Genomic DNA, 14,361 nt, shown 5'->3' with positions numbered 1-14,361 from the left:
ATGAGTTTGTATCAAAAATTTATTCAAAATGAACGTTTGCGACGTTTTTGCGTCCTTGCTTTGATTATTTTTGTGCTTTATTTATCCAGAAGCATGATTACAACAATTCTTTTAACATTTATCTTTACCTATTTAGCTGTTCGTTTGGTCCATTTTGTTCAACGCTATATGAAAATCCCGACGATTGTCATCGTTCTCTTAACCTATGCATTGGTTGTTTTTCTAATCTATTTAGCGATTACTAAATATGTTCCCGTTCTAGTTAACCAAACGACTCAAATGATTAATTCTGTAGTTGATTTTTATCAAAGTCCACATACAGATACAAATCAAGTATTGCAATTTATTGATCAATACTTGGAAAAATCTAACTTACTCTCTCAACTCCAGAATGGCGCTTCAATGATTTTACGCTACATTCAAGATATTGGCGCTGTCGGTTTATCATTTGTCATGTCCTTTATTTTAAGTTTCTTCTTTATGATTGAGAAGAAGCAAATGGCTGATTTTTCTAAGTTATTTTTAAAAAGTGATTTTGATTGGTTTTTTCAGGATATCTATTATTTCGCCAACAAGTTCGTTAACACATTTGGTGTCGTAATGGAAGCTCAGTTTTTCATTGCTGTGGTGAATACAGTCATTACTACCTTGGCCTTGGCGATAATCGGCTTTACTCAGTTACCTAGTTTAGCCATTATGATCTTCATTTTGAGCTTAGTCCCAGTTGCTGGTGTGATTATTTCTTGCATTCCGCTAAGTTTCATCGCTTATTCCCAAGGTGGCTTGAACGATGTGATTTATATCTTAGCTTTAATTACAATCGTCCATTTATTTGAATCTTACGTGCTAAATCCTAAATTCATGTCTAGTAAAACAGAGTTACCAATCTTTTATACGTTTGTCATCTTATTAGTTAGTGAGCGTCTCTTTGGTGTATGGGGACTTATTGTAGGAATCCCTGTATTCACTTTCTTCTTAGATGTCTTAAAAGTAAAACCGATTCGTGGCCTGAAACGGCTACCTAATGTGAAAAAAAATAGTTCAGCAGAATAATTTCTGCTGAACTATTTTTTATTGTTTTCTTAAATCATTTAAAATAGCCAAGGCTCGGTCTTGGTTCATCGTTTTTTGACGTTTTAATTGTTGAGCGACTGCCTCAACTTCTTTACCAGTAGCTCCGACCGTCATCGCTAAAGAACGTGCTTGTAGAGCCATGTGTCCTTTTTGAATTCCTTCAGAGACTAAGGCCCGTAACGCCGCTAAATTTTGTGCCAAACCAACAGCCGCTACTACTCGACTTAGTTCTTTTGCATCCGTCACTGCTAACAAATCAGCGGCTGCTTGAGATTTAGGTAAGACTTTTGTGGCACCGCCAACCGTGGCTAAAGCAAGCGGAACTGAAATTTCACCAATTAGTTGTTCGCCATCCAGCGTCCAACTAGTCAAGCCTTGGTAGCGACCTTCCTTCACCGCAAAAGCATGACAAGAAGCGCTAACAGCGCGTGTATCATTTCCTGTAGCTAAAACTACAGCTTCAATGCCATTCATGATTCCTTTGTTATGCGTGACTGCCCGATAAGGATCTAATGAAGCATAGCGTGAAGCTAAAACAATTTTTTCAGCAATTTCCCGGCCATTGCTCCCCTTACTTAAACGTGAAACTGGAATAGCCGTTTTCATCGTAACAACCGACTCCGTGGCATAATTACTTAAAATACTGAATAAAATCTTTTGCTCCGCAAACCATTCACGGAACAACTCGGCCACACCTTCCAACATAGCGTTAACGATATTTGCCCCCATTGCATCCTTAACATCTACTAAAAAGTCGACAGATACAAACGATTCATCAAAAGCACGATATTGCAAATCTCTTAAGCCGCCGCCGCGTTTAACGATAGATGGATAACTTAACTCTGCTTGTTGAAAAATTTCCGCTTCTCTTACTTGTAGTTTATCAATCAACGACTCGGGGTCTGCAACATCGTAAAAAACGATTTGTCCACGCATTAAGCGTTGTTGACTTACTGTTTTAAATCCTTGTGCTATTTTTGCACCATTACTCAAAGCCGCAATCACTGAGGGCTCTTCTGTCGCCATTGGTACCAAATAATCAGTTTCGTCCACTGTTAAATGTAAGCCAACGCCCATCGGCACTTCTGTTTCACTGATTTGATTTTCAATCATATGATTGGCAATCTGCGAAGATAAAGCCGTATTTTCAAATTCTTTTTTTGTATCAGCAGAAATCCGGCCTTCATTAAGAAGAGAAGCTAGGCGTTCCTCAGGACTCATTTGATAAAATCGGCTGTTTTTTTTTTGCTGAGGTCTCTCTAGTAGCATAGCGAGTCCTAAGCCACCGCCGATACATAAAGAAGCCACGCCATATTTCTTTTCTTTTTGATTTAATTGATAACTTAAACTCGTTAATAAACGAGCACCTGTGGCACCAATCGCATGACCTAATGAAATACCACCACCATAAATGTTAACCTTTTCCTCTGGTAAAGCCAGTTCTCTTTGGACCACGATTGAAGTTGCTGCAAATGCTTCGTTGATTTCATACAGATCAATTTCTTCCGTAGTAAGTTGATTCCGTACTAACAGTTTTTGAATGGCTTTAATCGGCGAAATTCCCATATAGGCTGGATCAATACCGACTTCCACACTGTCTCGAATAATAGCTAAATAAGGAAGACCGTGTGCTTCGGCATATTCTTGTGAAGCAATAATCAAAGCAGAAGCCCCATCATTAATGGTTGATGCATTCCCTGCTGTCACAGTACCGTCTTCTTTAAAAACAGTTTTAAGCGTTCCTAGCTTCTCAACGCTCGAATTAGGGCGAATCCCTTCATCTTTCTCCACAAGCGTTCCTGATACTTCTAAGGGGGCTATTTCGTCAGCGAATATCCCTTCTGCTTGTGCTTGAGCTGCTTTTAATTGTGAATGTACAGAAAATTGATCTTGCTCTTCTCTGGTTACATGATACTTTTCGGCCACATTTTCAGCAGTTAAACCCATTGCTTGACCACTAAAGGCATCCGTTAACCCATCGTACATCATACTAGAAAAAGGCGCATCGTAGCTTTCTGTTTCGTAATTAAATCGTTGTAATTTAGGTGCTTGGGACATATTCTCAATCCCGCCAGCAATTAAAACTTCCGCTTCCCCTAATTGAATCAATTGTTTCGCCAAAATAACGGCCTTCATTCCTGATCCGCAGACCTCATTAACCGTCATTGCGGGAATTTCATGAGACAAACCGCTGTTTATTGCTATTTGTCGTGCGGGATTTTGCCCATTTCCAGCTTGTAAAACATTTCCAAAGATTACTTGATCAATTTCTTCAGAAATAGTGGAATGTCTTTTTAAAAGTTGTGTTGTAACATGTGTTCCTAAGTCTACGGCACTTACTTGACTTAAGCTGCCTTTATATTTTCCAATTGGTGTTCGTAATGCATCAATAATAACTACTGTTTTCAACTAAATGCACCTCCATCTTGAAATATATCATAAAATCCCAGAATCACAAGTGCCAATTACTGAATGTTAACAGACTTATAAGATATTTTTTAATAATCTATGAAGTTAATACAAAAATTCCCCATTTTGGTTCATTTCGTGCTATTTTATATAATGAATCTATTTATCGTAAAGGAGTTAAAGAAATGACAATTGGGATTGATAAAATTAGTTTTTTTGTGCCCCCTTATTATATTGATATGACGGCACTGGCTGAAGCCAGAAATGTAGACCCTGGGAAATTTCATATTGGTATTGGGCAAGACCAAATGGCGGTGAACCCAATCAGCCAAGATATTGTGACATTTGCAGCCAATGCCGCAGAAGCCATCTTGACCAAAGAAGATAAAGAGGCCATTGATATGGTGATTGTCGGGACTGAGTCCAGTATCGATGAGTCAAAAGCGGCCGCAGTTGTCTTACATCGTTTAATGGGGATTCAACCTTTCGCTCGCTCTTTCGAAATCAAGGAAGCTTGTTACGGAGCAACAGCAGGCTTACAGTTAGCTAAGAATCACGTCGCCTTACATCCAGATAAAAAAGTCTTGGTTGTCGCGGCAGATATTGCAAAATATGGCTTAAATTCTGGCGGTGAGCCTACACAAGGAGCTGGGGCGGTTGCAATGTTAGTTGCTAGTGAACCGCGCATCTTGGCTTTAAAAGAGGATAATGTGATGCTGACGCAAGATATCTATGACTTTTGGCGTCCAACAGGCCATCCGTATCCTATGGTCGATGGTCCTTTGTCAAACGAAACCTACATCCAATCTTTTGCCCAAGTCTGGGATGAACATAAAAAACGGACCGGTCTTGATTTTGCAGATTATGATGCTTTAGCGTTCCATATTCCTTACACAAAAATGGGCAAAAAAGCCTTATTAGCAAAAATCTCTGACCAAACTGAAGCAGAACAGGAACGAATTTTAGCTCGTTATGAAGAAAGTATCATCTATAGTCGTCGCGTAGGAAACTTGTATACGGGTTCACTTTATCTGGGACTCATTTCCCTTTTAGAAAATGCAACGACTTTAACCGCAGGCAATCAAATTGGGTTATTCAGTTATGGTTCTGGTGCTGTCGCTGAATTTTTCACTGGTGAATTAGTAGCTGGTTATCAAAATCATTTACAAAAAGAAACTCATTTAGCACTGCTGGATAATCGGACAGAACTTTCTATCGCTGAATATGAAGCCATGTTTGCAGAAACTTTAGACACAGACATTGATCAAACGTTAGAAGATGAATTAAAATATAGTATTTCTGCTATTAATAATACCGTTCGTTCTTATCGAAACTAAGTATTTATATCCCCCGATTCAATCAACAAAAGAGCTAGACATTCAAGTTTTTGCTTGAATGTCTAGCTCTTTTTATGAAAGCCAAACTTCTTTGACCCCGTCTGTCACTGCGATACCATCTGTCAAAGCTAAACGTTGTGAATAAGAAACGTAGCCATAATAAACATCAACACCGCCGCCATTGTTCCAAGTAACAGTGATTTTAACATTTGGAGTAATCGATTTTGTAGCTGGTTGGGTCGTCGGGCGATAATTAGTCGTATCATAACTTAAAATAGTGCCCGAAGCTCCACTTATTTCGGCTTTTCCTGTGTAAATTTCGCCATTCGTATTCGTCTGCGTGACCGCTCCATTCGCTTCAATGATCAAACCCGCTTGCTTTTGATCTCCTCGTGGATAATAAAAAAGATACGTGGTTGCCCATTTAGCAAATTCATCTGGAATTGGTTTAAGTGATTCCGTTGGTGCCGGACTCGACTTCGTTTGCTTTTCAACCGCGACTTCTTCTTGTCTTTTTAAGCCTTCATTATTTTGATTATTTAGTTTCTCAACCGTTTCTTTAACGATTGAATAATGAGGTTTCCCTAAATCGCTAACAGGAATCGTAGCTAATTTTTCTTCTGATTCTTTATATTGCCCCTCTGCCGTTAACTTTTTAGCTTCTGTAATAATGGCATCATACTTGGTTTGGTCTACGGAAGAGGATGTGCTTTGTCCCGTAGCTTCGACTTGTTTTGTGACACTGGTTTTTTCCGTGGTCACGTCTGACGAACTTCCACAAGCACTTACAAACATTGAGCTAACGATTAATAAACATCCCACAATCACATGCTTTTTCATCTTTAAATCCCCCATTTGTTTATCTTTGTTATTTTTTGTTACTTAAATTATCCCATAGATGAACAAAAGAAACCATTATTTATAAAAAAGTTTAGCAAGCGCTTCAAGAGAGGCACTTGCTAAACTTTTTTCTCACTGTTATTGATTGATTACTTTGACTAGTTCTTCAAATAATAATGCACTAGATGCTGCGCCTGGATCAATATGACCAATTGCTCGTTCCCCTAAATAAGAGGCACGTCCTTTTTTCGCCACCCAATCTTTTGTTGCTTCAGCAAATTGTTCAATTTTTTCTTCATTAAATTGTTCCGTTCCAATTACTTCAGCAACAGGTGCCCAGATATCAACCATCGTTTTATCTCCTGGTTCAGCTTTGCCACGCATCTGAATCCCAGCTAGACCTTGCTGAACAATTTCTTTTAATTGCTCTGGCGAACTGATGGTTTCCAAATCTTTTGTCGCTTTAGTCATATTCATAAACGCAGTACCATATAAAGGACCAGAAGCTCCGCCAACTTTTGAAATCAAAGCCATGGATAGGACTTTAAATGTCTCCGTGATTGTGGTTGGTACTTTTTTGTCAAACGCAATTTTGTATTCAGCCATACCACGAGCCATGTTGTTACCGTGATCCCCATCACCAATCGGCGTGTCTAATTCACTTAAATAGTCTTTTTTTTCTTCAATAACTTTTGAATAGTTGTCTAACCATGTTTGAATGTCTTTTACTGTTAATTCCATCTTTTATCACCCTTACCAAGAAATTGTTGTTACATTGCTTTCTAGCGCTGTTTGCCAGTCTTTTGTCGCCAAGTCAATCATCGTTAAAGATAATCCTTGCATGTCAATAGACGTCATATAGTTACCCACTTTATGGAAGGTCACTTGAACACCTTTATCTTCTAATAATGTTAGCACGTCGTTCATAAATACAAATTGTTCCATTAATGGCGTGCCGCCCATGCCATTGACAAGTATACCAACTGTTTGTGGTTGTTGTTCATAGCTACTTAATGTTTTTTCAACTAATTCTTTCGCTAACTCTTTCGATGGTTGGATTTTTTCACGACGATAGCCTGGTTCTCCGTGAATCCCTACGCCAAATTCAATTTCATCTTCTGGTAAAGTAAAACCTGGTTTGCCAACTTCAGGCACAGTGGCTGCTTTTAAAGCCACTCCAATTGTTTTCGTGGCTGCTACAATCTTTTCTCCTAAAGAAACGAGCTCTTCTAAAGAAGCACCTTGGCGGGCATGATGTCCTAAAATCTTATGGACAAGAACAGTCCCGGCAACGCCTCGTTTTCCAGCGGTATAGGTGCTATCTTCGACTGCAATATCGTCATCGACAACGACCATTTCTACATGAATGTCTTCCATATCAGCCATATCTTTGGCCATTTCAAAGTTCAAAATATCGCCTGTATAATTTTTTACGATTAACAGAACACCGGCCCCTTGGTCTGCCGCTTGGATTCCTGTTAAAATTTGATCTGGTGTTGGTGAAGTAAAGACATCACCTAAAACTGCGGCATTTAACATTCCATCACCAACAAACCCAGCATGTGCAGGCTCATGACCACTTCCGCCACCAGATACTAACCCAACTTGTTTGTTTGAGTCGTTGCGAGCAATCACGCGAGAATCTTCGACTTGATGAACAAGGTTTCCATAGCTTTTCACAATTCCTTGGAGCATTTCTTCGACAATTTTACCAGGTTCATTAATAATTTTTTTCATTTAGTTCCACCCTTTCTTACCAGCATTTTGAGCTTCTGCTAAAATTTGCGTCAAATCATCTGAGACACCTGCAGTAATTGCTGCCGCAAAGGCACCTTCAACCAATGGTGCATCGACTAAATGATAATGTTTCTGTTGGTCTTCTTCTAGCATATCAAAAGCTAATTCTGAACTTAAAACGGCACTGCCTAAATCGGCAAAAATTAAAAATTCTCGGTCAGAGTCCGCTTCGTTAATCGTGTCAATGATTTTCATTGGATCTGAACCTAATGAACCATCTGATGTGCCACCAAGTGAATGAATCGTAATTTCTTCACTGGCATTCATCTGTTCAATCATCTCTTTAATACCATCTGTAATCATTTTGCTATGTGAAACGAGTAAAATATCTGCTTTCATGTGGACACTTCCTTAATCTAATTTATGTTTTGTTTTATATTCTTGTCCGACTTTATCTGCAACAATGATTGCATTCGCTACTTCTTCAACGACAATTGGGAATGGCATTGAATGAATTGATTCTTCTGGAATGCAAGCAATTTTGGCTACTTCCAACGCTTCTTCATAAGTGATTTCATCGACACCAATGTCTGAAAGCGTTAATGGTAAACCTACAGAAGCGCTAAAGTCTAAAACAGCTTCTAATTCGTCTTTTGCTGCATCTTCTAATACAAGTTGTGCAATCGTTGCAAAGGCTACTTTTTCACCATGTAAATAACTGTGCGCACCAGGTAAGACTGTCATACCGTTATGAATCGCATGCGCTGCAGCTAAACCGCCACTTTCAAAACCTAAGCCTGAAAGTAAGATATTTGTTTCAATGATCTTATTCAATGATTCAGTAACCACATTTGCATCACAAGCTAATTTCGCTTTTAACCCATCTTCCTGTAGGTTTTCCCAGCAAAGTTTTGCCATAGCCAAAGCTGCATATGTGCCGCTAGCAGCAGGCGTTAAGCCTTCTCTTGAACCCATTGGCAAACTAGCATTAACCCGAGAATATGAATTGTGTGTTGCGCGTGCTTCAAAATATGTGGATAAGGCATCCCCCATTCCAGCAACTAAAAATCTAGTTGGCGCTTTGGCAACCACTTTTGTATCAACCATCACGACGCTTGGACTTTGTTTAAAGTAAGCATAATCATCAAATGAGCCATCTTCATGATATAGTACAGCTGAATGCGAAGTTGGTGCATCTTGAGCCGCAATCGTTGGTACAATAATTAAGTTTTCACCTTCTGCTACGACTTTTGAAGCATCGATTGCTTTACCGCCACCTAAACCAATGATACAGTCTGCTTGTTCTTTTTGTCCAACGTTTTGCAAGCGCTTTGTTTCTTCACGCGTTACTTCTCCACTAAAGCCACCCTCTACGAAGGTAATGTCAAACTTTTTCGCTGTTTCTTCCAATTGTGGACGTACACGATCAACGTCAGCAGGATTTGCAATTAGTAACGCTTTTTTTCCAAAAGTTGAAACGAAGTAACCTAAGTTTAGTAATTCATCTTCCCCTTGAACATATTTCGTTGGTAAAATCAATGCTTTTCTCATGTTGATAGCCTCCTATATTTTGTTTACATACATAGTATAAAACGCTTTCATCCAAAAAGCATTGAACTTTTGGTATCGTTTTCTTGCAAAAAATGATAGAATTATTTTGTGAAATAATAAAATATTATGATTTTTAAACTTTAGATTGAAGGATTGCCTTATGACTGTAGAATTAAAAAATATTTTAGATTTAGAAAAGTGGGAAAAATTGCAAGAATCATTGGCCTTAAGCACTCGCTTAGCCATTATTTTAGTCGATTATAAAGGTCGACCTGTGACGAAACATAGTCAAGTTCAACCCTTTTGCCAACTGGTACGCCACTCCCCTGAGCTCTCGAAACTTTGTGAAAAATGTGATGCTCGTGGTGGCTTGGAAGCTGTTCGCACTGGTCAGCCTTTTATCTACCGTTGTCACTTTAACATCGTTGATATGGCCATCCCCATTATTGTTGATGACCAGTATGTAGGAGCCATTATGGCTGGTGAAGTTTTGCTCGAAGATCACCAAGAAGAGTTAGAACAGGTTTTAACCATGAATGATGCCTTCATTCAAGAATTTTTAGTAACACACCACGAGCTGTATCAACAATACCCTGTTTTAGAACTAGCAGACTTAGAAAAGAGCGCGACATTAATCGCTGATCTAAGCCAATATATTATTTCTGAAGCCATCAAAAAAGATTATTTAATCAATACGTACAAACAATCCTTACAGATTAGTTCGCGAAAAGAAGAGCTGGAGCCATTGAATATGATCCAAAAAGATATTCAACAAACTTTATTAACTGCTCAATTAACTCCTTCAAGTGCCTATCAAACTAAAAATAAGCAATTACAACCGGTTTTAGATGCCCTTTGGGAAAACAAATCGCTGCGTTTAAATTTACAAGAACTGGCAGACCTTGTTCATTTGACACCGACGTATTTAAGTCGTTTATTAAAAGAGGAGTTTGGTATTCCCTTTAGTCAATTTTATCGACAATTAAAAATCACATGGGCTAAACAGCTTCTTTTGGAGACAGATAAAACGATCGCCCAAATCAGTGAAGATTTAGGATTTGTTGAAGATAGCTATTTTGTCCGTATCTTTAAACAAGAAACGGGTGAAACACCTCTTAAATACCGTAAAAGAAAGAACAGAGCATAAAAAAACAACGACTCCTAAAAGTCGTTGTTTTTTTACACCTTTTGCTCTTGCTGTGGCTAATGCAACAAGTGCAAAAGGCGCATTATATCTGTCGTGCGACAAAGTGATACTATTAAATATGAATTGGTAAACCTAAAGCCAATTCAGCTGTATCCATAGTAATTTCGCCCAATGATGGGTGTGGGTGGATTGTTAAAGCAATGTCTTCTGCATTCATGCCAGACTCAATAGCTAAAGCTAATTCAGAAATCATGTCACTTGCACCGACACCGGCAATTTGTGCACCGATGATGACATTGTCTTCTACAGTTGTAACTAAACGCATGAATCCTTCAGTTTTATCTAAAGAGATTGCACGGCCGTTACCAGCAAATGGGAATTTGTAGCCTTTTGCTTCGATTCCCGCTTCTTTTGCTTCTGCAACAGTCATACCAACGCTTGCCAATTCTGGATCAGTAAAGGCAACAGCTGGCATTGCTTTGTAATCAACTGCAACTTTCTTACCAGAAATTGCTTCAGCAGCAATTTTTGCTTCGTAGCTTGCTTTATGCGCTAACGCAGCACCTGGTACGATGTCGCCGATTGCGAAGATGTTTTTCACGTTAGTACGTCCTTGGCTGTCAACTGGGATTAAACCACGTTCGCCAATTTCAACGCCCGCTTGTTCTAAGCCTAAGTCGTCTGTGTTTGGACGACGTCCAACAGTGACCATTACGTAATCTGCTTCAACACTTTCTTCTTTTCCGTTAACTTCATATTTAACAGTGACGCTATCGCCATTGTCAACAGCTTCTTTAGCCATTGCAGAAGTCACGATTGTTACGTTTTTCTTCTTGAAGTCGTCTGTGACAACTTTAACCATATCTTTTTCATAAGTTGGTAAAATTGATGGGCTACCTTCTAAAATTGTTACTTCTGAACCTAAGTTAGCATAAGCGCCACCTAATTCAGCACCGATGACACCGCCACCGATAATAACGAATTTTTTAGGAACTTCTTTTAAGTTTAAACCACCTGTAGAATCTAACACACGTCCGCCAAATTTGAATCCTGGGATTTCAATTGGACGAGAACCTGTTGCTACAATAGCATTATTGAATGAGTAAGTTTGTGCTGAGTCTGGGTGAATAACACGCAATGTATTTTCGTCAACGAAGAATGCTTCGCCTTCAATAATTTCTACTTTGTGTTTTTTCAATAACATGCCAACGCCGCCTGTTAATGATTTAACAACTGTGTTATCTTTCCAGTCTTGTGTTTTGGCAAAGTCTAATTCGACTCCTTTAGCTGTTACACCAAAAGTTGAAGAATCTTGTGCTTCTTGGTAATGATGTCCAGCAGCAATTAAAGCTTTTGAAGGAATACATCCAACGTTTAAACAAACGCCTCCGATGTATTCACGTTCGATAATCGCAACTTTTTGACCCATTTCTGCGGCACGAATTGCAGCAACGTATCCTCCAGGTCCAGCTCCGATTACGACTGTATCTAGTTCAATGGCGAAATCTCCTACTACCATTTGTTAATCATCCTTCCATTAATAGTAATTCTGGATCAGCTAATAAGCGTTTAATGTTGTTCATTGCTTTTTGAGCAGTTGCGCCGTCAACGATACGGTGGTCAAAGCTTAATGATAATTTCATCATGCGTCCCACAACGATTTCGCCGTCTGCATTAACAACTGGTTCTTGTGCAATTGTACCAACGCCTAAAATAGCAACTTCAGGGTAGTTGATTACTGGTGTAAACCAGCCGCCACCGACTGAACCAATGTTACTAATTGTGATTGTACCATCACGCATATCTTGTGCAGTTAATTTACCTTCGATAGCCAATGCTGCTTTTTCGTTGATTTCATCAGCGATAGCAAACATGCTCTTCGTATTAGCATTTTTAACATTTGGTACATATAAGCCATGATCTGTATCAGTAGCGATACCAATGTTAAAGTAATTTTTGTAAACAATTTCTTGTGCTGCGTCATCAATTGATGCATTCAAGATTGGGAATTTTTGAACAGTTGAAGTCAATGCTTTTACAACGTATGGTAAGAATGTTAATTTTGTACCATTTGCAGCAGCAACATCTTTAAATTTCTTACGGTGATCCCATAATTTAGAAACTTCTACTTCATCATGTAATGTTACGTGAGGAGCAGTGTGTTTGCTGTTAACCATTGCTTTAGCAATTGCTTTACGTGTTGGTGTCATTTTTTCACGTGTTTCCATTTCGCCTAAATCAGAAGTAAAGGCTTTTGGCGCTGCTTTAGGTGCAGCGGCTTCCGCTTTAGGTGCTGCTTCTGTTGCAGCAGCTTCAGTAGCTGGTGCTGCTTGAGAACCACCAGAGACAAAGGCATCAATATCCGCTTTAATGACACGGCCACCTTTACCAGTTGCAGTTACTTGTGTAATATCAACGTCTTTTTCACGCGCATACTGACGAACAGATGGCATTGCTAAAACGCGTTTGTTTGGATCAGCGGCTGCAACTACGCCTGTTGAAGCGGCTGGAGCTGATGCTTCCGCTTTAGGAGCGTCAGTAGCTGGTGCTGCGGCTGCCGGTGCTGCTGAATTATGACCAGGTGCGTCAATTTCAACTAACACGTCACCCACATTGGCAACTGTTCCTTCTGGTACAACGATATTTTTTACAGTACCTGTTACTGGTGATGGAATTTCTTCTACTGATTTGTCATTTTGTACTTCTAATAATGAATCATCTTCATTAATTGTGTCGCCCGCTTTAACGAACCATTTAACGATTTCGCCTTCGGCAATTCCTTCACCGATATCTGGTAATTTGAATTGGAAAAATCCGCCAGCTGCTTCGGTTGTTGGTACAGCAGCAGGTTGTGCTGGTGTTTGTTCTTGTGCAGGGGCTGCTGGTGCTGCATCGTTATCTTCGTGACCAGGTGCGTCGATTTCGATTAACACGTCACCAACGTTTGCAACTGTTCCTTCTGGTACAACGATATTTTTTACAGTACCTGTTACTGGTGATGGAATTTCTTCCACTGATTTGTCATTTTGTACTTCTAATAACGTATCGTCTTCGTTGATTGTATCGCCAGGTTTTACAAACCATTTAACGATTTCGCCTTCGGCAATCCCTTCACCGATATCCGGTAATTTAAACTGATAAGCCATTTTTTAAGTCTTCCCTTCTTCGTTGGATCTGTCTATTTTCTTAGGAGCAAAACGCGGGGAAACGACTATAGTAGCTGAACATTTCATGCCTATAGCCGTATTCCACCTGTTTAATTCTTCGTTTATCTACTTCGAATAACTATTAAAATTCGACGATTTCTCTAGCTTTTGCTTCGATATCTTTCGCATTTGGTAACCAGATATTTTCTGCTTGTCCGAATGGGAAGATTGTATCTGGAGCAGATACACGTCCGATTGGTGCTTCTAATGATAATACGGCACGTTCAGAAATTTCAGAAACAACCATAGCGCCAACGCCAGCTTGTTTTTGTGCTTCTTGAACGACAACCACACGGCCAGTTTTTTCAACAGAGTTAATAATTGTTTCCACATCTAAAGGAGCCACTGTACGTAAGTCAATGATTTCTGCTGAAATATTGTCTTTCGCTAAGCTATCAGCTGCTTTAATCGCTTCACGAACCATAGCGCCGTAAGTGATGATTGATACGTCTGTTCCTTCACGAGTTACAGCCGCTTTATCTAAAGGCACTTCATAAGCTTCGTCTGGCACTTCCTCACGGAATGAACGGTATAATTTCATGTGCTCTAAGTAGACAACTGGATCGTTGCTGCGAATAGATGAAATTAATAGTCCTTTTGCATCGTAAGGGTTTGATGGAATAACAACACGAACACCTGGTGATTGTGCGATTAATCCTTCTAAGTTATCTGAGTGAAGTTCTGGTGTATGAACACCACCACCAAATGGGGCACGAACAGTAATTGGCATATTACGAGTTCCACCCATACGGTAACGCGTACGAGCCATTTGACCAACGATTTCGTCAAATACTTCAAAAACGAAACCAAAGAATTGGATTTCAGGAACTGGACGGTAACCTTGCAAGGCAAGACCGAAAGCCAATCCACCGATACCAGATTCAGCTAAAGGTGTATCGAAGACGCGGTCTTCACCAAATTTTTCTTGTAAACCTTCAGTTGCACGGAAAACCCCACCGTTGTTACCAACGTCTTCACCGAAGATTAAGACATTTTCGTCTTTCTCTAATTCAAGAGCTAAGGCATCTGTAATTGCTTGGATCATAGTTTTTTGTGCCAT

The 14,361-nt window shown here is 39.5% G+C and carries 12 protein-coding genes; 3 read left to right on the top strand and 9 right to left on the bottom strand.

Going from position 1 to position 14,361, the window contains the following annotated elements:
• Positions 1-1,053 carry an AI-2E family transporter gene (locus tag IGJ52_RS06035; protein WP_002357754.1) on the top strand — a complete coding sequence of 351 codons (1,053 nt, stop codon included), beginning with the start codon at positions 1-3 and terminating at the stop codon, positions 1,051-1,053.
• 18 nt (positions 1,054-1,071) lie between these two features.
• Here the strand turns inward: IGJ52_RS06035 and IGJ52_RS06030 are convergent, their stop codons facing one another.
• Positions 1,072-3,483 (bottom strand): hydroxymethylglutaryl-CoA reductase, degradative, encoded by a 2,412-nt coding sequence (locus IGJ52_RS06030; protein ID WP_016614310.1) that lies wholly within the window; start codon positions 3,481-3,483, stop codon positions 1,072-1,074.
• A gap of 185 nt (positions 3,484-3,668) precedes the next feature.
• Between IGJ52_RS06030 and IGJ52_RS06025 the strand changes: the two genes are divergently transcribed.
• A complete protein-coding gene (locus IGJ52_RS06025) occupies positions 3,669-4,820 on the top strand; it encodes a hydroxymethylglutaryl-CoA synthase (RefSeq protein ID WP_002357756.1) in 1,152 nt (383 codons plus the stop codon).
• Positions 4,821-4,892: 72 nt separating this feature from the next.
• Here the strand turns inward: IGJ52_RS06025 and IGJ52_RS06020 are convergent, their stop codons facing one another.
• The 5 genes from IGJ52_RS06020 to IGJ52_RS06000 all read right to left on the bottom strand — a co-directional run bounded on the left by IGJ52_RS06020 (position 4,893) and on the right by IGJ52_RS06000 (position 8,948).
• Positions 4,893-5,675 (bottom strand): hypothetical protein, encoded by a 783-nt coding sequence (locus IGJ52_RS06020; RefSeq protein ID WP_033601144.1) that lies wholly within the window; start codon positions 5,673-5,675, stop codon positions 4,893-4,895.
• Between the two features lie 123 nt (positions 5,676-5,798).
• Entirely contained in the window at positions 5,799-6,401 is a 603-nt protein-coding gene (gene dhaL, locus IGJ52_RS06015) for a dihydroxyacetone kinase subunit DhaL (protein ID WP_033601146.1), read from the bottom strand.
• A 12-nt stretch (positions 6,402-6,413) separates the two neighbouring features.
• Positions 6,414-7,397 (bottom strand): dihydroxyacetone kinase subunit DhaK, encoded by a 984-nt coding sequence (gene dhaK, locus IGJ52_RS06010; RefSeq protein WP_002366604.1) that lies wholly within the window; start codon positions 7,395-7,397, stop codon positions 6,414-6,416.
• On the bottom strand, positions 7,398-7,796 hold the full coding sequence (gene dhaM / locus IGJ52_RS06005; protein WP_002357762.1) for a dihydroxyacetone kinase phosphoryl donor subunit DhaM: 399 nt from the start codon (positions 7,794-7,796) through the stop codon (positions 7,398-7,400). It lies immediately after the preceding gene.
• Between the two features lie 12 nt (positions 7,797-7,808).
• Positions 7,809-8,948 carry a glycerol dehydrogenase gene (locus IGJ52_RS06000; protein ID WP_010715148.1) on the bottom strand — a complete coding sequence of 380 codons (1,140 nt, stop codon included), beginning with the start codon at positions 8,946-8,948 and terminating at the stop codon, positions 7,809-7,811.
• Positions 8,949-9,108: 160 nt separating this feature from the next.
• On the opposite strand from IGJ52_RS06000, the gene IGJ52_RS05995 reads away from it, so the two are divergent.
• Positions 9,109-10,095, top strand: coding sequence for a PocR ligand-binding domain-containing protein (locus IGJ52_RS05995; protein ID WP_010816479.1), 987 nt, complete (start codon positions 9,109-9,111; stop codon positions 10,093-10,095).
• A gap of 112 nt (positions 10,096-10,207) precedes the next feature.
• Here IGJ52_RS05995 and lpdA read toward each other — a convergent pair whose 3' ends face one another.
• From lpdA to IGJ52_RS05980, 3 genes are all read right to left on the bottom strand, one after another.
• The gene (lpdA, locus tag IGJ52_RS05990; RefSeq protein ID WP_263306340.1) at positions 10,208-11,614 is read right to left on the bottom strand and encodes a dihydrolipoyl dehydrogenase; all 1,407 of its coding nucleotides are present in this window, start codon (positions 11,612-11,614) and stop codon (positions 10,208-10,210) included.
• A 7-nt stretch (positions 11,615-11,621) separates the two neighbouring features.
• The gene (locus IGJ52_RS05985) at positions 11,622-13,241 is read right to left on the bottom strand and encodes a dihydrolipoyllysine-residue acetyltransferase (RefSeq protein ID WP_002357766.1); all 1,620 of its coding nucleotides are present in this window, start codon (positions 13,239-13,241) and stop codon (positions 11,622-11,624) included.
• A gap of 142 nt (positions 13,242-13,383) precedes the next feature.
• The gene (locus tag IGJ52_RS05980; protein WP_002357767.1) at positions 13,384-14,361 is read right to left on the bottom strand and encodes an alpha-ketoacid dehydrogenase subunit beta; all 978 of its coding nucleotides are present in this window, start codon (positions 14,359-14,361) and stop codon (positions 13,384-13,386) included.

The sequence above is a fragment of the Enterococcus sp. DIV1758 genome, assembly GCF_051711985.1.
Taxonomy (GTDB): Bacteria; Bacillota; Bacilli; order Lactobacillales; family Enterococcaceae; genus Enterococcus; species Enterococcus faecalis.
The sequence above is the reverse complement of the archived record's forward strand: the minus strand, read 5'-3'. Positions and strand labels throughout refer to the sequence as shown.